The sequence below is a fragment of the Shewanella sp. 10N.286.48.B5 genome, from assembly GCF_002874355.2.
Classification (GTDB): domain Bacteria; phylum Pseudomonadota; class Gammaproteobacteria; order Enterobacterales; family Shewanellaceae; genus Shewanella.
Map to the genome: position 1 here is coordinate 3,314,219 of NZ_MCVG02000001.1, position 20,750 is coordinate 3,334,968.

The 20,750-nt window shown below is 42.5% G+C and carries 19 protein-coding genes and 1 riboswitch; of the genes, 12 read left to right on the plus strand and 7 right to left on the minus strand.

Going from position 1 to position 20,750, the window contains the following annotated elements:
• Positions 1 to 50: 50 nt before the first annotated feature.
• The 5 genes from BCU57_RS14155 to BCU57_RS14175 all read left to right on the plus strand — a co-directional run bounded on the left by BCU57_RS14155 (position 51) and on the right by BCU57_RS14175 (position 6,531).
• Entirely contained in the window at positions 51 to 1,241 is a 1,191-nt protein-coding gene (locus tag BCU57_RS14155; RefSeq protein ID WP_241900991.1) for a DUF5692 family protein, read from the plus strand.
• A 124-nt stretch (positions 1,242 to 1,365) separates the two neighbouring features.
• Entirely contained in the window at positions 1,366 to 2,214 is an 849-nt protein-coding gene (locus tag BCU57_RS14160) for a hypothetical protein (protein WP_102440697.1), read from the plus strand.
• Positions 2,215 to 2,314: 100 nt separating this feature from the next.
• Positions 2,315 to 2,878, plus strand: a complete 564-nt coding sequence (locus tag BCU57_RS14165; RefSeq protein ID WP_102440698.1) for a chalcone isomerase family protein — start codon at positions 2,315 to 2,317, stop codon at positions 2,876 to 2,878.
• A 207-nt stretch (positions 2,879 to 3,085) separates the two neighbouring features.
• Positions 3,086 to 4,534: a methyl-accepting chemotaxis protein gene (locus BCU57_RS14170; RefSeq protein ID WP_102440699.1), complete on the plus strand. Its 1,449-nt coding sequence runs from the start codon at positions 3,086 to 3,088 to the stop codon at positions 4,532 to 4,534.
• A gap of 322 nt (positions 4,535 to 4,856) precedes the next feature.
• A riboswitch (glycine riboswitch) is annotated at positions 4,857 to 4,989 on the plus strand.
• A 156-nt stretch (positions 4,990 to 5,145) separates the two neighbouring features.
• Positions 5,146 to 6,531, plus strand: coding sequence for an alanine/glycine:cation symporter family protein (locus BCU57_RS14175; RefSeq protein WP_102440700.1), 1,386 nt, complete (start codon positions 5,146 to 5,148; stop codon positions 6,529 to 6,531).
• Between the two features lie 151 nt (positions 6,532 to 6,682).
• Here the strand turns inward: BCU57_RS14175 and BCU57_RS14180 are convergent, their stop codons facing one another.
• Positions 6,683 to 6,997 carry a DUF3861 domain-containing protein gene (locus BCU57_RS14180; RefSeq protein ID WP_102440701.1) on the minus strand — a complete coding sequence of 105 codons (315 nt, stop codon included), beginning with the start codon at positions 6,995 to 6,997 and terminating at the stop codon, positions 6,683 to 6,685.
• A gap of 282 nt (positions 6,998 to 7,279) precedes the next feature.
• On the minus strand, positions 7,280 to 8,125 hold the full coding sequence (locus BCU57_RS14185) for an SDR family oxidoreductase (protein WP_102440702.1): 846 nt from the start codon (positions 8,123 to 8,125) through the stop codon (positions 7,280 to 7,282).
• A gap of 401 nt (positions 8,126 to 8,526) precedes the next feature.
• On the opposite strand from BCU57_RS14185, the gene BCU57_RS14190 reads away from it, so the two are divergent.
• Both BCU57_RS14190 and BCU57_RS14195 read left to right on the plus strand, forming a co-directional pair.
• Positions 8,527 to 8,709, plus strand: a complete 183-nt coding sequence (locus tag BCU57_RS14190; protein WP_076538754.1) for a hypothetical protein — start codon at positions 8,527 to 8,529, stop codon at positions 8,707 to 8,709.
• A gap of 163 nt (positions 8,710 to 8,872) precedes the next feature.
• Positions 8,873 to 9,238, plus strand: coding sequence for a response regulator (locus tag BCU57_RS14195; RefSeq protein ID WP_102440703.1), 366 nt, complete (start codon positions 8,873 to 8,875; stop codon positions 9,236 to 9,238).
• A gap of 88 nt (positions 9,239 to 9,326) precedes the next feature.
• Here the strand turns inward: BCU57_RS14195 and BCU57_RS14200 are convergent, their stop codons facing one another.
• Both BCU57_RS14200 and BCU57_RS14205 read right to left on the minus strand, forming a co-directional pair.
• Positions 9,327 to 9,824 carry a hypothetical protein gene (locus tag BCU57_RS14200; RefSeq protein WP_102440704.1) on the minus strand — a complete coding sequence of 166 codons (498 nt, stop codon included), beginning with the start codon at positions 9,822 to 9,824 and terminating at the stop codon, positions 9,327 to 9,329.
• A 17-nt stretch (positions 9,825 to 9,841) separates the two neighbouring features.
• Positions 9,842 to 10,651, minus strand: coding sequence for a cytochrome C (locus tag BCU57_RS14205; RefSeq protein WP_102440718.1), 810 nt, complete (start codon positions 10,649 to 10,651; stop codon positions 9,842 to 9,844).
• 557 nt (positions 10,652 to 11,208) lie between these two features.
• On the opposite strand from BCU57_RS14205, the gene BCU57_RS14210 reads away from it, so the two are divergent.
• The 3 genes from BCU57_RS14210 (at position 11,209) to traF (ending at position 13,970) form a co-directional block, all read left to right on the plus strand.
• Positions 11,209 to 11,958: a winged helix-turn-helix domain-containing protein gene (locus tag BCU57_RS14210; protein ID WP_102440705.1), complete on the plus strand. Its 750-nt coding sequence runs from the start codon at positions 11,209 to 11,211 to the stop codon at positions 11,956 to 11,958.
• On the plus strand, positions 11,951 to 12,475 hold the full coding sequence (locus tag BCU57_RS14215) for a hypothetical protein (RefSeq protein WP_133149402.1): 525 nt from the start codon (positions 11,951 to 11,953) through the stop codon (positions 12,473 to 12,475). Before BCU57_RS14210 ends, BCU57_RS14215 begins: the two co-directional genes overlap by 8 nt.
• Before the next feature lie 289 nt (positions 12,476 to 12,764).
• Positions 12,765 to 13,970, plus strand: a complete 1,206-nt coding sequence (traF, locus tag BCU57_RS14220; protein WP_157936473.1) for a conjugal transfer protein TraF — start codon at positions 12,765 to 12,767, stop codon at positions 13,968 to 13,970.
• Between the two features lie 174 nt (positions 13,971 to 14,144).
• Here traF and BCU57_RS14225 read toward each other — a convergent pair whose 3' ends face one another.
• Entirely contained in the window at positions 14,145 to 16,175 is a 2,031-nt protein-coding gene (locus BCU57_RS14225) for an alpha/beta hydrolase family protein (RefSeq protein WP_102440708.1), read from the minus strand.
• Between the two features lie 326 nt (positions 16,176 to 16,501).
• On the opposite strand from BCU57_RS14225, the gene BCU57_RS14230 reads away from it, so the two are divergent.
• Positions 16,502 to 17,209 carry a hypothetical protein gene (locus tag BCU57_RS14230; RefSeq protein WP_102440709.1) on the plus strand — a complete coding sequence of 236 codons (708 nt, stop codon included), beginning with the start codon at positions 16,502 to 16,504 and terminating at the stop codon, positions 17,207 to 17,209.
• A gap of 126 nt (positions 17,210 to 17,335) precedes the next feature.
• On the opposite strand, the gene BCU57_RS14235 is transcribed toward BCU57_RS14230, so the two are convergent.
• Positions 17,336 to 18,856, minus strand: coding sequence for an aldehyde dehydrogenase family protein (locus tag BCU57_RS14235; protein WP_102440710.1), 1,521 nt, complete (start codon positions 18,854 to 18,856; stop codon positions 17,336 to 17,338).
• Positions 18,857 to 19,138: 282 nt separating this feature from the next.
• Here BCU57_RS14235 and BCU57_RS14240 point away from each other — a divergent pair, with 282 nt between their 5' ends.
• Positions 19,139 to 20,047, plus strand: a complete 909-nt coding sequence (locus BCU57_RS14240) for a helix-turn-helix domain-containing protein (RefSeq protein ID WP_102440711.1) — start codon at positions 19,139 to 19,141, stop codon at positions 20,045 to 20,047.
• A 20-nt stretch (positions 20,048 to 20,067) separates the two neighbouring features.
• Here BCU57_RS14240 and BCU57_RS14245 read toward each other — a convergent pair whose 3' ends face one another.
• The gene (locus BCU57_RS14245) at positions 20,068 to 20,748 is read right to left on the minus strand and encodes a Fe2+-dependent dioxygenase (RefSeq protein ID WP_102440712.1); all 681 of its coding nucleotides are present in this window, start codon (positions 20,746 to 20,748) and stop codon (positions 20,068 to 20,070) included.
• Positions 20,749 to 20,750 lie beyond the last annotated feature (2 nt).

Genomic DNA, 20,750 nt, shown 5'->3' on the forward strand with positions numbered 1-20,750 from the left:
CCAACCGAATACCACATCGGTATTCGGTTAATACAACACGAGACGTTGTTATGAAACATAAACTAATAACACTATTTAGCGCGGTTTTTGCGTTAATGATGGTAAGCATCACCAGCGTAGCTAACGCTGATGACGCCATTAATCATCAAGTAGAAACTCAGCCGCTACCAGGGCAAATATGGCAAGGCACCAGAGACGGCAAACCCGGCGAAGGTAGCTTGTTTTATCGAATGGAATTTGCTGAAAACAATCTTGTCAGTGTCACTAAACAATCTGGCGGCTTTAATAAAGTCGAAACCCAGCGTTGGCAGCAAACTGCCACAGGTGTGGTGATTAGCAGCCAAGCGGGTGATGAGATTAATGACTTTGATGGGGCAACATTAACTTACGTTGACAGTGAAGAAATCCGCTTCACCTTAGCAGACGATGGCTTCAACATTCACAAATGGTATGAATACCGCGCTTATGGGCATGTATTACTGGTGCTATTTGGCTTAATTGCATTAAACGAAATGTGCCGACGCTACAAATGGAGTAACTACGTTTTTTGGTTCATCTTACCCATAGCGCTTATTCCACTGTGGTCAAGCTATGAGATCACCTACTGGTTCAAATGGGTAAAACTGTACTCAGTTGTTGGTGCTGCAGCCTTATTTACCTTAATCCGCTTTACCAAAGTCGGTGATATGAAATGGGCAAAATTCGGCGCTGCTGCATTCCTCGCGATTAATATTTCAGAAGCGGTAATGCAAGACTTCAGTATGGGTAATCTTGCCAATATCCTCAATGCAACTGGTGGTGTGCTATCTATTATCACCCTTGCAGGTTGGGCGAAAATTTTCTCAGACAAAAGTAAGCAGCAAGACATGATTTGGCCAGCAATGACCACATTTTGGATTATCGCCTACGACGTTTGGAATATTGTGTTCGTTTACCTCAATTTCCCAGGCTCTGCGACGGCGCAAATGATGGTGCTAATCGCAGCAACATTACCAGCGCTATTCATTAAAAAAGGCACTTGGTTACAGGCTCGAGCATTCACTTTAGCAGGCTCGTTCATGTACTACTTCAGCTGCCCATTCATGTACGAAAGTAACGTGGTTCCACTACCACGCAATGATGAACTCATGCTGGCAGCAGGTGCAGCTAGTTTCATCATTAATGCTGCTTATGCTTATGTATTCTTTAGTAAAAAATATACCAACACCCGTTTAATGGCAGGTTCATACCAAGCCCAATAAAACGTGAAGAAGTAATGGGTACTGGCGCAACCTATCGCCAGTACCACGAGGATTAGTCCTCAGAAATTTATAACGCTAATGATAAAAACTAATTAAAAACTAATTACAAAATAATGGAGTTACCATGAAAACACGCATTCTAAGTATGGCAATACTCGCTTCAATGACTTCTGGTTTAACTTATGCTGCTGACACAGAAGCAGATATTGATATGTCTAATCCAACTGATGTTTACACCTCTATTGGCGCATCATACGGCAGTGAAGGCATGAACATTAAAGGCCAATTAATGCTGTCGGAAAAAACCGCTGATTCAGGTCAAAAGAGTGGGGTTATTTTCGAAGCTAAAAATATCTTTAACGAAGGTGATAAAAGCCCTAAATTTACTGGGATGATAGAGCATCCTGATTACGGCCTTGTACCAACATTTAATGATGAAACCAGCAAGCGTTCGTACCGTTTACGTTATGGCACTATCAACACCACAAACGGCACCGGCTGGTCTATTGACGCCATCCTAGCTGACCATCCTTTTTATGGCAGCATGGCAGTGGTGCAAGCGGGTCCTGTGATGACGATTCCGGTTACTGATAACTTCTATATTTGGCCAATTTTATATGCCGGTGCTGTGGTCGTTGGCGATAACATGCAAGATATTACAGCTACAGACATCCCGGTAACCAGCAGTGGCATTGATGTTCCATCACTCATTTTAACCGGTATGGTTTATGCCCGTTATGCCTTTAATGATAACTGGTGGATGCTATTAAGCGCTTCTTATACCGAAGAAATGCAAGGCAAGTCATGGAGCGATGACATCATGGATGGCGGCTTACAAATGGCAAGCTTTAGCGGTGAATTATCTTTGGCATATCAAATGAACAAACGCCAAAACGTGCGAGTGAACTATAAAACAGACAATAGTGATAGCACTGATGATAGCTATTGGATTGAATATAACCACGCATTCTAGCCAGTGTATTTTTAACTAATAGCCACTAATGCTCTTTCGCTGCTAAATACCAAACTGTTTCAGTATTGGCAGCGCTTTTTAATCCTTAATGGAGGATGACATGATTAAACGCATTATTACCGCAACGAGCTTAATGTTCGTGTGTGCCAGCGCCTCAGCTGCCGTTGATATTTCAGGTGTCAGTGTGCCTGAAAACGTGACTTTAAATAACAGCACTATGGTGTTAAACGGCGCCGGAGTTCGGAGTAAATTTTTTATCGACTTATATGTCGGTTCTTTGTTTACCACCAGCACCAGTACCCAAGCACAACAGGTGATTGATAGCGACTCCCCAACTGCGATTCGGCTTAATATTACCTCAGATATGATCACCTCAGAAAAAATGATCGATGCCTTAAATGAAGGCTTTGATCGGGCAACAAACGGCAAAACGGAGCCGATTGCCGCCAGTATTGAATCCTTGATCAACTCTTTTTCTGATCCCATTAAGTCAGGCGATCAATTCACCTTAATGAGCGTGCCCGGTGAAGGTGTGATTAGTTACAAAAATGGCCAGCAATTGGCTGTCACTCCAGGTGAAGACTTCCGTAAAGCGGTGCTCAGTGTCTGGTTAGGCAAAAAGCCAACCGATAAAGGCCTAAAAAAATCGATGCTAAAAGGTTGATCTAAAACAATAAAAGTGACGATAACCATGGTCTAAGGCGATAACTGTTTGCCGCTGTCACCTTAGCCATGGTAAATCTAGAACAAATTTTAATAAATCAATAAAAAAACAATAATTTAGATGTGAATTATTTAGTTTAGGCTAAGGTAAGTATTCGGTTTTTTATCCCCTAGGCCTTTTCTACTTTGTATTATAAGAGGCAACTTTATGACTCCTTTGGCAATGTGGCGTGCTGCTTTTTTCCCGACCAATAATACCTGGAATGACACTCAACTCAGGTATGTGGAAGTCATTCTATTTTTCTCACTTTTATCACTATTTACCGGCCTTTACAGTCTGTTTAAATGGCTGCAATTTGATCATAGTTTATTGATCTACACCTCTATATTTTTAATTATTGCCGAGATAAGTGCAGGCTTAATTTTGCGCTTGGCAAAAATGCCGACCCTCGCGCTTAATGTCGGTTTCCTTGGTATGGCTCTACATGCACTGAACCTTATTTATCAGGACGGTGGTGTGCTCAATTCAAGTCAGAGCCTATGGTTAACGGTATTACTGATCGCCTTCTTTTTAACTGCAGGTATTTTAATGGCGACGATTTGGAGTGCGCTGGTGATCGCAGCGTCATCTTGGATGCTAATGTTAGAGTTACAAGGGGTGAGCATTCCGGTTATGGAACTGTCTGATACGGCATACATGACAGAGGCTTGGTCTGGTTTATTAATGCCACTGATTATAATTGTTATCGCCCAAGCCTTTACCGCCAAGCAACGTAATAAAGCCATTGAGCATGCTGAAAAATCTCAGCATCAAACAGAAAAAGTCGCAAATGATGCAGAGCAAAGCGCCCAGCAATTATCGTCGATTTTACATCGCGCGGGTGACAATGCGGTGCAACTGTCTAGCATGGCTGAGGTACTTGAAACACAATCTGAAGACTTGCATCATCAAGTGGATGATTTAAATCAAAACTGCCAATCTCAGGCCAGCGCCGCAGAAGAAATGAACCAACAGCTTAGCCGGATGACTCAAGATGTTGAGCAGTCAGAATCATTTGTGGTCGATTTACGTAATCGCAGCCAACTTATCAATGATCAGGCTCAGCTAAGTGCCTCATCACTGGCGGCTACTACAGAAGCTATCAGCAAAATTTTAGTCAGTAATAAAGAAATTATGTCAGTGGCAGATTTAATTACCTCGGTGGCAGACCAAACCAACTTATTGGCACTCAATGCTGCCATTGAAGCGGCTCGCGCTGGTGAGCATGGGCGCGGTTTTGCAGTAGTGGCTGAACAAGTGCGCGAGCTGTCAGCTAAGAGTAATACCTCTGCAGTCGAAATTCGTAGCCTGTTAGATCGTAGCCAAAAAGAAGTGCTGCACGGCCAAAGTGTCATTGAGCAATCCAGTAATGAGCTCACCAGTATTATCGCTAAGGTCGCAGAGACCCTCAGTGATATCAATCAACTTGCCGATACCATGGTGCATCAAGTTCAGGCAGTTCAAGAACTTAATACTGCCAGCGCCGAAGTTGCTAGCAGTGTTGTTAAAACTCATCAAGTATCAGAGTCTGTTGCCAACCAAGGCGAGAAGCTTACCCACCAGGTTGAAACGCTAAAAAGGTTAGCAACTGATTTGAATATGGCAGTCAGTAGCTAGTATTGCCAAGCTGTAAATACGAACCCTAACAAAGAGCGCTAACAAAGAACACTCGAAATTAGCACTCGTTCAAATATAAACCAGTTAAACAGCCTGTTGATAAAACTGTGATACAGATCTCTTGAGCACATGGGTAACATCACGCATGCTGTCAGTCCTTTTTGTTAAACTTTTTAATCGCTTAGCAAAAAGATCCGTTCGGATGAAGGTAGCAGGAGAGTGGGGAGCAACCCCACACCGACGAGGCAAGTTTGTTGGATGGTATTGATATCATTTAATAAACCACTCTTTCAGGTGCCACTTAGTGGTGAGGACTGTTACTGGACGAGCCTCTGGAGAGACTGTAAGCATTAGTGGTTCGCAGCTTAATGTCATTACAGCGCCGAAGGCGAAAGTGGCAGTTGAATTAATTCAACTGCCGCGAAACGCTCAGGCAAAAGGACAGAGGAGAGGATGACTGTATTCATTTATGGTCACTGTCGTTTTCTGCTGTGCCTAATGTCATCAATCATGATGAACACCTGCATGAGCTGTATTCCTCAGTACCACAAATCCAGCCATTTCTTTTCCTCCTCCATATTAATTTTGTTGTTTAATATTCGAGGAATACCATGAATTTTCACGCGCTTTTAGCCGATATCAATGCCATTGTTTGGGGCCCTATAACCCTATGCTTACTGATCGGCACCGGGCTATATCTCACCATTCGCCTAAAATTACTCCAAGTCCTTAAGCTGCCACTGGCCTTAAGCTTATTATTTAAACCTGCTAGCGGCAAAGGCGACTTATCTTCCTTCGCGGCCTTATGTACAGCGCTATCTGCCACTATCGGTACTGGTAATATTGTCGGCGTCGCCACCGCGATTAAAATCGGTGGGCCGGGCGCCCTTTTCTGGATGTGGCTAGCAGCCTTCTTTGGAATGGCAACCAAATATGCTGAATGTATGCTGGCAGTAAAGTATCGCACCACCGATGCCAGAGGTAATATTGCTGGCGGGCCAATGTACTACATTGAGCGTGGTCTCGGCTTAAAGTGGCTAGCCAATATTTTTGCTATTTTTGGTGTCGGCGTAGCCTTTTTCGGTATCGGTACTTTCGCCCAAGTGAATGCCATTAGCGATGCCATGACCATTGCCTTTGATGTGCCGACTTGGGTTACCGCCCTCGTACTCACCACCCTTGTCGCTGCGGTGACGATCGGCGGCGTTAAACGCATTGCCAATGTGGCGCAAAAGTTAGTACCTACTATGGCGCTAGGTTATGTATTGGCCTGTTTGTGGATTTTATTTAGCTTTTCTGAGCAAATCATTCCGGCCATTGAATTAGTATTACACTCAGCCTTCGCCCCTATTGCTGCAGCAGGCGGTTTCTTAGGCGCAACGGTGGCGCAAGCCATTCAAATTGGTATCGCCCGCGGGGTATTCTCTAATGAATCGGGTTTAGGGAGTGCGCCCATTGCGGCCGCTGCCGCTAAAACTAAAGAACCGGTCGAGCAAGGCTTAGTCAGCATGACCGGCACCTTTTTTGACACTATTTTGATTTGTACCATGACAGGCTTAGTGCTGATTATCACCGGTGTGTGGAATGGCGATACTGCTGGCGCAGCAATGACCAGTGCAGCCTTTGCCTCTGGCGGCTCAGTGATTGTCGGCCAGTATGTGGTGACCATTGCTCTAGTGTGTTTTGCCTTTACCACCATTCTAGGTTGGCATTATTACGGCGAGCGTTGTTGGTACTACCTAACCAGCAAACGCTTAGGTGAACAAGGTATTAAACTATATCAGTTTATCTTTTTAACTTTGATTGCCGGCGGCGCGTTTATTCAACTAGACCTTATTTGGATGCTGGCCGATACCGTTAATGGCTTAATGATTATTCCGAACTTGATCGGGATTATTGGTTTAAGACACATTATCTTAGCCGAAACCAACAAGTACTTTGCTAAGCAGCTAGGTAAACATGCCTCTTACAATGCACTGGACTCAGCAGTTAAGTAACGAGGTTTACTGAAATACCTTAAGCCCTTTTTTAATGTTTAAAAACAGGCTTAAATAATAAAAAGGCGCAGTCAGTGAATGACTGCGCCTTTTTTGAAAGCTGATTATCTCAGCACACATCATCTTGATAAGCATCAAATTAACCTAGGGATTATTTAGCTGTGATGGTTTGTTTTACTGTGCTTTTTAGATTGTTCATAAAGGTTTTAAAGTGAGGCATAAAATCCAAAAATAGTGGATGCTTACGGTTTTGCATCATCACAGGCCCTAACAGTCGTAAGGCTACGGCGACTCTGGTGGCAAGCGGCGCTTCTAAGCCACTGCCCTTTTTTATATTTTCAACAGCGTTGAATAGGTCTTCCCTATCTTGAAACTCAAAGCTTAAGGTTTTGCCAGTATCTTGGCCTGAGATCTGCTCTTCAACGGTAATGCGGTAGCGATTTTCTCGGTTAATTTTAGGGATCATAATCTCTCTCCGGCTTAATGAAACAAGTTAAAACTAGTTGATAAGGTCAACTATAATTGCGCTGGTTGATTTTGTCAACCATTTAATTGTAGCAATGTTAACCAGTAGAGAGCTGTTATAAGGTTTACACAGGGTTTGGATTAACTGGTTACGCTTCAGCAAGACGCAACCAGTTAGTTTGAGCTAGGACCTTGTTAGTTTCAGCCTGCTTTTTATGACGTTAAACTTTTAATTGCCGCGCATTAACGGCGACATTAAGCTTTAAGGCTTGGGCTTTAACACTTAAGCGTTAAGACTTGAGAAGTAATCATCCCAACTTTGATGCTTACGACCTGCAGCTTGGGTAAAGTCGCTGGGGTTATCTGATTTACCATTAAGTATGCCTTGGTAAATACCTGCAATCACCGTACCCATAAATTCACCCAGTTCAGCGGTGCGATCGTCGCGGTATTGCGCCACTGAAACAGGAATATATTTAAGGCTAAGCTCAAAACTCTTATTCAAGTATTCAGCCAATTGATATTGAGTTATTGACTCACCATGGAGGTTATAAACATGGCCGTTATGTTTATCTTCAGTCAACATGCAGGCATAGGCAAATGCCAGCTCTTTTCGAGTGGTGTAACCGCACTTGCCATCGCCAGCGCAATTGGAAATAAAGCCGGCCGCCTTGTAGCTATCAATATACTCAATATCTGGCTCAATATAGATACCGTTTCGGCCTATAACCCACTCAAGTCCTGAGCTCTGGACGTCTAGCTCGGTTTGTCGATTACTCTGAATAACCGGAGAAAATGCAGTGTCTTCCTCAGCGCCTTGAACGCTGGTATAGACAATTTTTTTAACCCCTGCCTGCTTGGCTGCTTGAATAACATTACGATGCTGAGGAATACGCGCTTCAGGGGCTGCCATACCTGATACCAGTAATAAGGTATCGACACCATTAAGCGAAGTCTCAAGCTCAGCGAGATTATCGTAATCACCTGGGCGAACTTCAACCCCAAGGTGTTTGGCATTGTCGACGGTTCTAGCAAGGGCGATTACATTGTAATTGGGGCCTAAAGCAAGCAGGGCATTTACTATTGCAGCGCCAAGTTGACCACTAGCTGCTGTTACAGCAATATTCATTGGATATTCTCCTGTTCAAAGCATTTAATCCATCGGCGAGTGCCAATCTACAAAAATTAAAGCATAGCAGCTTATTTGCGCAGCCGAATAACTGCTAGTGAATAACCGCAGCCGAATAACCATTGGTGAACACCATCAACAAAGGTTAACCCTAAAGAATAGGCGAAAAGCAGCATTAATATCTAAATAAGGCTTAAAGTAAGCCTCTTTTAGTGTTTTGTGTTACGAAAAGTCTTTTCCCATCCAACAAAACGCTATCTCAATTGATGCAGATCAAGGTGCTCCTAGCTTAACTATTGTCTTATAAAGGTGACTAAGATCACTAAAGCACATTCAAACTGTGCTTTAGTGTCACAAATATAACCCTACAAGCTCCATCACATAAAATAATAGGTGTACTCATGGAATTACTACCGAACTGCTATACCGACGTGTGTATCAATGGAAAATGGTTTCATTACGATCACAACAAACAAGCGGCATTTATGCTTAATGGTAGCGATCCGCTCTCAATTGAACTTGAGATTACCCCCACCACAGAAGCAGAACTTGAAGCACACCTGGCCTCTATTGCCACCTTCTAAGCAAACTAACTACCGCAATATCAAACCTTGGTTTGATAACGACAATGCCAGAAACAAAATTCCCCTCAATATTGTTTCTGGCTTGATATTTCATTTTCCGCTGTCGCTTTAAGCTATAATGACAATACAACACCAAGAGTATCTAGTTGTTAATGAGGCATTAATGGAAAAACGTACGGTTGTAGTTATTGATGACGATCCTGTTTGCACAGGCCTGTTACTGGCAATTTTGGGCGATGAATATCGGGTTATGACAGCAAATTCTGGCGATGCTGCTATCGAAATGTTTGCAAGCATTCGCCCTAATTTAATTTTCGTCGATATCACTATGCCTAATATCAATGGCTATCAAGTAATCAAGTTTATTAAAGATCAGCCTGAAATCGCCAATACTCCGATCGTAGTAGTCAGCTCACTCATTGAAGCATCTGATCAAGAGTTAGCCTTAAAAATTGGTGCTGATGATTACCTGACGAAGCCCATCATGCCCAATGATGTGCAAAAAACTATTGATCGCTTTCTGAGTTAATCGATCATTTGAGCAGTAAAAAAGCCTTTTCATAATGAAAAGGCTTTGTCATTTTTACAGCTAGCTTAAAAGTACATTGGTAAGTACCTTAATCCATAAACACTAATTCATAATGAGCTTTGTCACCTTTAACTTCTAAGGCTACCCGGTAAGTCTCAACCGCAGTTTTCCAATTCACACTGTCTAAGGTTAAATAATACAGCCCTGATTCAGCTTCATTGATATCAAGTGAGCAGGTTTCAGCCTCAATGCAATTTGCATGACTCGCCTGATGCCAATCCAGATTGTACTTGGTTGACGACTGCGTCTTTGAAGGGTAACCCATAATAATCAGGTTAAATGCACTTGCGTCAGTGACCGACAAATCATCATCACCTGTCAGTTTTACTGTCACTGCGCCATTTTCTGCATCAACAGATTGTAAGCTAGCAGTTAAGGTCTCAGTTTGATCAATATTGACCGTCAATACCGGAGGCTCTACAGGTGGCTCAATTGGCGGATCGATAGTTTCATCATCAGAGCCTCCACAGCCAAACAACAACATCGAACTCAAGCCAATGACACTACATAATTTAAGATGTTTCATGTTATTACTCCCAGCAATTAGTGGCCGCCGTGACAGGTATTACATGACATATTCGTTTGCACACTAGGGGCAAATGTTGATGACGATGTATGACAACCTTGGCAATCTTGAGTCGCATCTGAAACTGGGTGATCATTTACGGTCTCACCATCAAAAGCCTTGTTAAGCATTGCAACTAATTCATAGACCACAGAGGCTGAAAGCTGTTTACAGCGCATGCCTTTTTCACTAAATGACTTACCATTTTCACTGGCCCAAAGACTAATAGAGCTGTGACAAAGGGTGCTATTTGCCGCTGTAGGTTTACCGACTTGAGCTAAGGTCTCTGTCATGTCAGCGCCTATGCCTTCAATAAATTCAGCCGTTTGAAACGGTAGTGTTTCTGATTCATAAAAACGCATGGTTTGACTTAACATTGCATTGGCAGGCTCACCATTAATGGATAATAAATTAACCAACATACCTGTGGCGTTAATATTGCCACAAACAGTGCCTTCTCCTAGCATGCCTGCATAGCCATAATGCGCCATGGCGGTTGGTACTTGGGCGAACTTATCAGCATCAACAGAATCTGATTCTGCCAAGCTTTGAATAATGCTATCAAATACTTGGAACATACAGCCATTACCGGTTTCATAAGCACGTTTTGCCACAACCATGGGATCAAGTTTGCTATAAGCTAAGCGGGTACCCACTTCTAATTTCCAATCTCCGCTAACGTTGGTCACTGCCGCTATAACAGGATTAGCGATAAGTGCCCCGCCCGCTGCCGCAGTAGAAATACCAATAATACGGTTGATCGCTTGTCTTCTATTTAGAGTTTTCATAATCACTTGCCTCGCATTTTTATATTTATTCCCAACTTTTAAGCTGAGTGTTGATAACTGGCAGAACGCTAAAAAGTACATCTTCAGCACTTACGTTTCTGGCTTGAGATAAGCATGACAGACAGGAAAAATGGCAACGGGAGCTAGTTCAAAGTAATATTTCAGTTAATCACTCCATTAGAAAAATCGAATTGAAGATGGATTAAATAGCGAAAAAACTCAACTTAACAGCGTTAAATATCAAAAAAGCACCCACATTTAGCACGTAATACTAATTACAGAGTTTTACTTTTGAGATTACTTAAAATCTAATGTGACCCAGATCACGTTAAGTTAATTGTCCGTAGCAGAACTAGCAATATCCGAAGCGCGGGAGCTTGATACGAGCAGCCGCGACTGCAATGGCTATTGGTCATAACAAAGAAGTAATGAGTGGCTTTTAGCAAAAGCCAGCTGCAAAGTTAGTGCTGTATGGTAAAACTGTGATTTGTAGAATGTTTGTAATTATTTAATTGCAGTAAACTTAACAATAGAATGTTTATCTGAGTGTGATTTAAATGCGCATTGAAATCTTTGAATTTGATATTGCCAATAGCCAAATACTCAATACTGAATCTCAAGTTCAGCTGCACCTTACCCGCACCGAAAGTCAGGTTTTAGAGCAATTAAGTCTTCACCCCAATCGCATCATGACCAAAGGCCAATTAGCCTGTGCTGGCTCCCAAAGCCCTGTTATGAGTGAATCGGCAGTGGCAAAAGCAGTATTTACTTTGCGTAAGTACTTTGGCGAAAATTATGCTGAATTAATTGAAACCATTCCGCGTAAAGGTTATCGGCTCAATATCACCCCACCAGCAGCCAGTTGGATTCAGCAATCTGCAAAGCATAAAAAACACTTTATCTATACCACTGCATTGGTGCTTGTAGTGTTAACCGCCATTATTGCAGCAATGCATCAATACATACTGTTTAAACCTGCACAAACGCCAGTCAAAAATAGCCGCATTGTGCAATTAGATAATCAGCAACAAATAAAACTGACGTGGCTTGAGTCACCCAGCATATCAATGCAACAAGATAAGCCCACTGAAGAAAAAATCATTGCTGCTCTCAACCAATGCAACACCTTAGTGTGGCAACAAGTGTATCTGGCATTTTCTAACGACATGCAGGTGTTAAATATCTCTTTAGCTCGGCAAAAGCCAAATGGCGATAACTTAATGCGCAATATTAAAAGCAGTGATTTTAGTTTAACCCCGAATTTTATCTCCGATAAATGGCTAGCTGAGGTATCACTCTGTGACTAATCGCATCATATTCAGAATACTGGCGGCCTTAATGGCCATTGTCAGCATCGTCATTGTTTACCAGCATATCAAAGCCACCGAAGTGGATATGGTGCTATCTTGTCGCAATGAATTAGTGGCGAAAAACCCTAATAGTGACACCATTGAACATCACTCGCTGATCGCTGATTTTACCTTACAAAAACGTTCAGCCAGTATCAGCTACCGTTACTTCACGACCGATGGCAATCCTATTGCAACCCTGTATTTAACAGGCGATGTACTTAGCGCTTATAAAGAGAAAGACACCTACATTTTAAACTTAACCCACAATGAATTAATTAGGCATAATACTGAGCTGCCATTACCACAACATGCCAGCCACTTAGAGGCCTTTGCTAAAAGAAATATCAGTAAAAAAGGCGTCCATAACCTTACGATCCAAATTACTAATCGAAATGCGCAACTAAATACCGTGTTACTGTATTTTTTACCCAGTACTAATATCTGTGCCTGCAACCTCGTGGAAATGAAGTAACTGAGCTAATGATTTAAAGTGATGCTTTAAAGTGATGCTTTAAAGTGATGCTTTAAAGTGATGCTTTAAAGTGATGCTTTAAAGTGATGCTTTAAAGTGATGCTTTAAAGTGATGCTTTAAAGTGATGCTTTAAAACCGTCACTTGCTAATAGGCTAAAAAATATAAAAACAATGCAGCTCAGTTCACATAAGCACAAACACTTGGTAACAACAAACCTAAGCAATGCTATAATCCCGCTTCGAACAACTTCAATAAAACTATTAATAACAATATGTTGCTGGATTAATATGCCTATAATAACCACAAGAACACTACGCTACCTTCCTTTATGCATGGCCGCGGCCTTTGCTACCTCAGTTCAAGCTAACAATCACAGTTTTGATGCGCGCTCACATGCCATGGGCGGCGTTGGCGTTAGCAGCGCCGATTATTTAACGGCGCCGTTTCATAACCCTGCATTAACGGCGCGTTTTAAAGAGTCAGATGGCGTGGCGGTATTGTTCCCTGCTTTTGGGGTACACGCTAACGATCCCACTGACACTATCGAGAATGTTGAAGATTTTTCAGACGTTTATGATGATTTTAAAAACATCAGCATGCCAACTGAAGCTGATGCCCAAGTGGTGATCGATCAACTGCAGTTGATCCAAGGCAATTACGCCCAAGTACAAGTGGGCACTCAGTTAGCCATTGCGATCCCCAATAAATTTGTATCGGTCAACCTGTTTGCCCAAGCCTATGCCGATGCACTGGTGTTTGCTGATATTGCTGATAGCGATCTTGATCCAAGCAATATCATCAACCAAGATCTGAACTCTCAAGCGTTAACCATGGGTGTAGTTGTTACCGAAATTGGTGTCAGCTTAGCTAAGTCGCATCAGTTTGCCACAGGCGAGATCTACTATGGGGTGTCACCTAAATATCAGCAGGTAAACACCATAAATTATATTACCGACATTGATAACTTTGAGTTTGATGACTGGGATGATGATCGCTACCAAAACGATCAAGGCAATATGAACCTTGATGTCGGTATTGCTTATCAACATAACGCCGGATTTGGCTTTGGTTTTGTGGGGAAAAACTTAATCGAGAATAGCTATGACACTGAGCTAATTAATGGCGTGCAAGGTCAATATGAAATAAGCCCGACTTATACTATCAGTGCAAATTATCAAAACCGTTTTATCACCGCAGCCATTGATGTGCAGTTAAATGAATCTGAAGGTTATAGCAATATTGACGGCACCCTGAACCAGTTTGATAGCAGTAATGACAATCGCCAACTCGCGGCTATTGGGCTTGAGTTTACCCCTGCTAGCTGGGCTAAATTGCGCGCCGGCTACCAAACAGATTTAACAGATAATATCGATAACAGCGTGACTGCCGGTTTAGGCTTATCCATTGCTGGAGTATTTAATATCGATATTTCAGCCAATTACAGTGATGAAAATAATATGGGCGCAGCACTGCAAACCAGCTTCACTTTTTAGGTTTTAGATTTAAAGTTTAAGCTTTCTGAGCAGAGATTTTTAAAAAGTAACCATAATTAACAACGCTTACGTTGCTGATAATAAAAAGGCTGTTGCAGAAAGTTCTGCAACAGCCTTTTTTATAAGTGATATTTAATCAGTTAGTAAGGCTTAAATATTTGTATTTCGCCCCTACTATTTAGCTCCAGGTTCAGCAAAGCGGTTCATCCACTGCTCAACTTGGTTATACCAATAAATTGAATTATTCGGCTTCATGATCCAGTGGTTTTCATCAGGGAAGTAAATCATCTTCGACTCGACACCACGGGTTTGCAGAGTGCGGAATAATTCAAACCCTTGGCCGACTGGCACACGGTAATCAAGCTGACCATGAACCACTAAGGTTGGGGTATTAAAGTTTTCTGCGCCATAATGGGGCGAAATTGCCTTGTAGATTTCTGGCTTGTCCCAGTAGTTACCAAAACGGGTACTGTGAACCGAGAAATCTGCCGCCATTTGCGAGTACATGTTATAGACCGCAGCGTGGATAAATAACGCATTAAATGGCTGTTCTTTTTGACCTAATATAATCGAGGTTAAGTAGCCGCCATAGCTTGCACCACCCGCCACTAAACGATCGTTATCGATCCAGTCTTTTTGCTTAAACCACTCTGTCGCTTTAAACACATCTTCCAGTGACTTGTTTTTCCAGTCTGGGTTGATGCTGTCAGCAAAGTCTTGACCAAAGCTGTTTGAACCATGAAAGTTTGGCCACGCCGTCACATAACCCCATGACGCAAAGGTTTGCGCATTCCAGCGATAGTGGAAACCATCAGAAATGGCATTGTGTGGACCACCGTGGATCAGCATCATTAATGGGTATTTTTTGCTGCGATCAAAACCCGGAGGATAATGAACCCACATTTGAATGTCTTGATCGTTATAACCTTTATAGGTCACCGACTCATAAGTGCCCACATCGATATCCGCTAAAATTTCATCATTAAAGCTGTCTAAACGGGTACTATTACCATTACGTGGATTGATTTTTACCAAGCGCGCTGGATAAGTAAAGCTGTCATTGGCGGCCACTAAGGTGCCGTCATTCGCCAGCGCAGGCATACCAAAGTTAGTCGCTTTAGTGATGGCTTTTACTTTGCCATTTTTAGCATGGATGTGGTAAATACGTCGGGTCGCAGCATCATCAATCGCAGCATAAAAGCCTTTGCTGTCAGCAGTCCACACAAAACGCGCGACGCTGCGATCCCAGTCTTTGGCAATCACTTTTTCGCTGCGCTTGTTAACATCGAGCAAAATTAGCTTGGCAGTATCGGCATAAAAACCATGAATCGTTTGGCGGGTAAAAGCCAAGGTTTTGCCGTCTGGGCTAAATGTTGGGTTTGCATCTGGCGCTTGGTTGTTCGGGGTTAGGTTTTCAACCTTAGCGCTACCGATTTTTGCTAAAAAGATATCGATTTTAGCGTCAACTTGGTTGTCCCAACCGTTGCTATTAAAGGCAATAAAACCCTCAGCTGGATCGATGTCATAGCTAGCTGCACTTTGCGACGAACGTGGTAGCTGCTTGTTTAAAGGCTGAGTAATTGGCTCAATATCGCCACCTTTAGCAGGGATACGAAACACATGGGCTTCACGGTCTTCATCCAGCCAATGATCAAAGCTTGAATAGGGTAGTGCATTCCATTGGTGGGCTGATACTTTATCGTCTTTATCAGCTTTTAATTGCTCGGCTACTTGATCCCAGTTTTTACCTGGAAATACTGAACTGATAAAGTAAATATGCTCACCCACCCACTTAATTCCATAAGCGCCACTTGGCACCTCAGTTAAGCGCTGGGCTTCACCTGGTGAGTTCATTGGTAATAAGTACACTTGACCCGCTTCGTCTTTATCACGCTTGCTGATAAAAGCTAAAGTATTGCTGTCTGGTGAGAAGGTTGGCTCACTCACACGTAAACCTTGAGCGGTAATTGGGCGCTGGCTGTTGCCCTCTTTATCAAATAACCATAATTGAGTTGAGCCTTTATCTTCAGGCACATCGTAGTTAGTGACAGGTGCAATGATGTAATCGCCATTGGGGGAAATAGTAGGATTACCTAAACGGCTTAGTTGCCACAATACATCCACTGAAAGGGTTTTGGTTTGCTCTGCAAACGCTGTCGCTATTGGCATAAACATGCACAACAGCACGATCCCGACTCTCTTCACGTGTCGTCTCCTTTAAATTTTGTTTTAATTATTTTATTTTTGCTAATAACTTTGTCTGTTCATGCGGCGATAAAAGTTAACTAAATTCTATCGTCATCAACAAATAGCAGTGGCTCAGTTGGCAAGTTGTTACTGTTATCACATCACTATCATCAGGCTTAACACTTAAATAAAACTTAAACCTGAGATTGATAAGCAAAAACCACAAATTTAGAGCTTATCAGGCTAGTTTTTGACCTAAACACCATTGTAAGCAGTTTATAAAAAAAGCTACCATTATTAAAATTAGCTGTTGATTAATAAGGGGAATATAACAATGGTGCAACATGGTTGATTCACATCAAGACAAGATAAAACAGCAGCTTTCAGCGGTTTTTTTAACTGATTATAAAATCAGTAAATTACAATTTAATTTGCTGATTTTTCTGGCCATCATTTGGGGGGGAGTCTGTAATTATTTAGCAATTAGTTATATTCCCATTGAGTGGTTCAATATACTCGGTTTTTGGCCCATTTTAGCCATGTATTTGTTCTTCAGCATTGCTGGGGCGCTGTTATTAGACCAAAAGTTGCCGATAAAAATCTTTGCAGGCTTCAATGTTATTGTCTTAGGCGCGGGAATACTGCTCAGCTTTATGCTGAAATCGGTTGCCGCAGACACCATTTATACCTTCTTTCAATATGCGGCCTTAATGACCTTATTGATGCTGTTTATCATCCATTTTTTGCCTAAAACTCTGCTAACCAAGAAGGTGGTGGCGACTATTGCACTGGGACTAATCATACTAATAGAGCTAGTATCATGGTCACTTTGGGGAGTAACCAGCAACCTATTTAGCTTAGGCATTCTGGTGATGGTTTTTAGTGGCAGCAGCAGTCTTTGGGCTGAAGCCAATGAAGAATATGATGGCAGTGTCGGTTATTGTGCCGAATTAGACTATAAAATAAGTGATGCCATCTCTTGGAGCGCATTTGTGTATATGGGGTTAATTCATTTACTCATGACCCATCTCTCTAAAAGAGAGTCGTCTTAGATTATAAGTAGGGCAAGCAAGCTAACTTGTTTGCCCTATTAATATTTAGCTTGAAAATAGCCTGTTAAAATGACCTTGAAAAATAGCCTTTAACTATCAAGCTGCAACTATCCCATGATTAATCGCTTAGAAAAAACCTAACGGGTTAATGTCGTAACTCACCAGCAAGTTTTTGGTTTGTTGGTAATGATTTAAGGCCATCTTGTGGGTTTCACGGCCCACGCCTGATTTTTTATAACCGCCAAATGCCGCATGGGCTGGATACATGTGATAGCAGTTGGTCCACACTCGGCCTGCTTGAATATTACGCCCCATTCGATAAGCCAAGTTAGTGTCTCGGGTCCACACTCCTGCGCCCAAGCCAAAGTCAGAGTTATTGGCCATGGCGAGTGCTTCGGCTTCATCCTTAAAGGTGGTGAGCGATATCACTGGGCCAAAAATCTCTTCTTGGAACACGCGCATATCATTGGTGCCTTTAAGCAAGGTTGGCTGAATATAATAACCACTATCAAAATTATCACCCACAGATGCAATCTCGCCGCCTAATAACACTTCAGCGCCTTCTTTTTTGCCGATATCAATGTAGCCTAATATTTTATCGAACTGCTCTTTCGATGCCTGCGCGCCAACCATGGTGTCGGTATCTAAGGGATTACCACGCTTGATCGCTTTTGATCGCTCTATCAGCATTTCCATGAATTGCGGGTAAATATCTTCTTGGATCAGTAACCGTGACGGACAGGTACATACTTCTCCTTGGTTGAAAAAGGCCAGTACCGCGCCTTCTACGCACTTACTTAAATATTCATCTTCAAAGTTAACCACATCGTTAAAGATGATATTGGGTGACTTACCACCTAGCTCGACCGTGGAGGGAATAATGTTTTCAGCGGCGCATTTTAAAATATGCGATCCAACAGGAGTTGAGCCAGTAAAGGCAATTTTGGCAATACGCTTACTGGTTGCGAGCGCTTGACCTGCCTCTTCACCAATACCATTAACGATATTAAGCACCCCAGCAGGCAGCAGATCGCCAATTAACTCCATTAAAAATAGAATCGATGCTGGTGTTTGCTCCGCAGGTTTAAGGATCACGCTGTTGCCCGCAGCGAGCGCAGGCCCAAGCTTCCACGCCGCCATTAATAGAGGAAAGTTCCACGGAATAATTTGCCCAACAACCCCTAACGGCTCATGAATATGGTACGACAAGGTATTGGCATCAATCTCTGCGGCGCTGCCCTCTTGGGCACGTAAACAGCCAGCAAAGTAACGGAAGTGATCAACTGCTAAGGGAATATCGGCATTAAGGGTTTCGCGCACGGCTTTACCGTTATCCCAAGTTTCGGCCACTGCCAGAGCCGTTAGGTTATTTTCGATGCGATCGGCTATTTTTAATAAAATATTAGAACGCTCCGTGGCAGATGTTTTACCCCAAGATGCTTGAGCTTTATGGGCTGCATCAAGGGCTAACTCAATATCTTGTGCATCTGAACGGGGAATTTTACAAAAAACTTGGCCATTTACTGGGCTGATATTGTCAAAATACTTGCCATTAACAGGCTCAACCCACTGACCGCCTATGTAGTTTTGATATACCGATTTATAGCTCATTTCTGAACCTGCTTCGCCGGGTGCTGCGTAAATCATGCTACTTTCCTCTAATTGTATTTTTTGGATAACTAATTAAGCTAAATCAATTATTGGAAAGTGACTATTCTGAGAATCCACAGCTGTTGACTCACAGTACAAATGATTGTGAAACTACTGTCTAGCTCATGGCGACATTACCCATAAGCTGAGCTAAGTTAATGATTTAAGTTAACGAATTAGCTCCGAGTTTTAAGGGAAAAGCTATCACAGCATAAGTAAGGATTGTTGTTCAGGAACAAATATACCAAATGACTTGGTATCACTCTGTGAGGGAATAATATGATCAGTGGACGCCTACAACTGCAGCGCAGCAAGCCAAAGGTACTAGTAGAAAACAAGATTAGTTTTGCTGGACCTGAATCTGAACTGAGTATTTACGATACCTTTGAGCAAGCCTCAAAGGTGGCGCTTCAATCTGACCAACTGTTATTTTGCGGCATGGTGACAGGTAAAAAAGTCATGCATTCGGTAAATGATTATGAGGCGGCCTTTTACCCCCATGAATCCTTTATTATGGCGCCCAATCAGGCCGTAGAAATTGATTTTCCTGAGGCTAAAATCCATCAACCCACCACCTGTTTAGCCATTGAGATTTCAACCGAACGGGTACAACAAATTGCCGATAAACTCAATCTGAGCGCGCCTATCGATAAGCAATATGGCCACTGGCAATACCAACCATCTTTAGTGCATACTCACCATAATCAGCAAACACAAGCGCTATTAGACAGAATTGTGGCGATTTATACCGAGAATGAACAGGACCGCAGTTATCTGATTGATTTGGCGATTTCAGAATTAATAGTGCGCTTAATGCGTCATCAAACCCGTGACTTTTTATTGCATCACAGTCATAACGACCCGCAATTTAATGGCCTCAACGCCGCGTTACACTATATTAAGCAGCACCTCAGCGAGCCATTAGATATTAATGCCTTGTGCCGACAAGCCTGTATGAGCCGCAGTAAGTTTTTTCAGCAATTTAAACAGCATTTGGGCTGCACGCCGATGGTTTATCAGCAGCAAAGCCGCTTAACTCAAGCGGCGACGCTGATAGAGCAAGGTCAGCAAATAACCCAAGTGTGTTATTCACTGGGGTACCACAGTGCTAGCCATTTTAGTCGACTGTTTAAACAGTTTTATGGCATTTGCCCTGTTGATTATAAACAGCGCCATTTAGCAAGTTAGCTTTTAACACGGATTTAAGCTTACAGCTGAGTAAATTGACGGATCAAGTTATGGTAAACATTGTGCAGTTTATCTAACTCACTGCGATCGGTATTACCTTGGCTAATGAGCTTTTGAATGGTTTGATCAAGCTGATAAAGGTTTTGCCTTAAACTGCCATCAGCCACCATGCTTTGCATCCAGGTAATAGCTGCTACTCGTTCACCACGGGTCACTGCCGTTACCTTGTGTAAACTGCTAGATGGATACAATACTGCGTAACCTGCAGGCAGCTTTATTTGCTGCTCGCCAAACTCGGTAGCAATGATTAACTCGCCGCCATCATACTCATCTGGCTCACTTAAAAAGGTGGTCATCGACATATCACTTCTTAGCACCTCATTGGTGCCCGGAATGCGCATCACTGCAGCGTCTACGTGAAAACCATATTCTTCAGATATACCATAGCGATTAAAGCAAGGCGGAAAAATTTTATGGGGTAAGGCCGCCGAAACGACCTTAGGGTTATGACCAAATTGCGCCAACAACTTATTAGCCAGTTGGCGCACCACATCATCATTGGCATCAGCTTGATGGTTATTTTTGACTGACGCCGCCATGCCCATGGCGGTTTGCTTGCCATCTAACCATGGCGCATCAGCTAATTGCTGTCTAAATAAGCTCACTTCTTCAGCAGTCAATATTTTCTCAATAACAATCATGA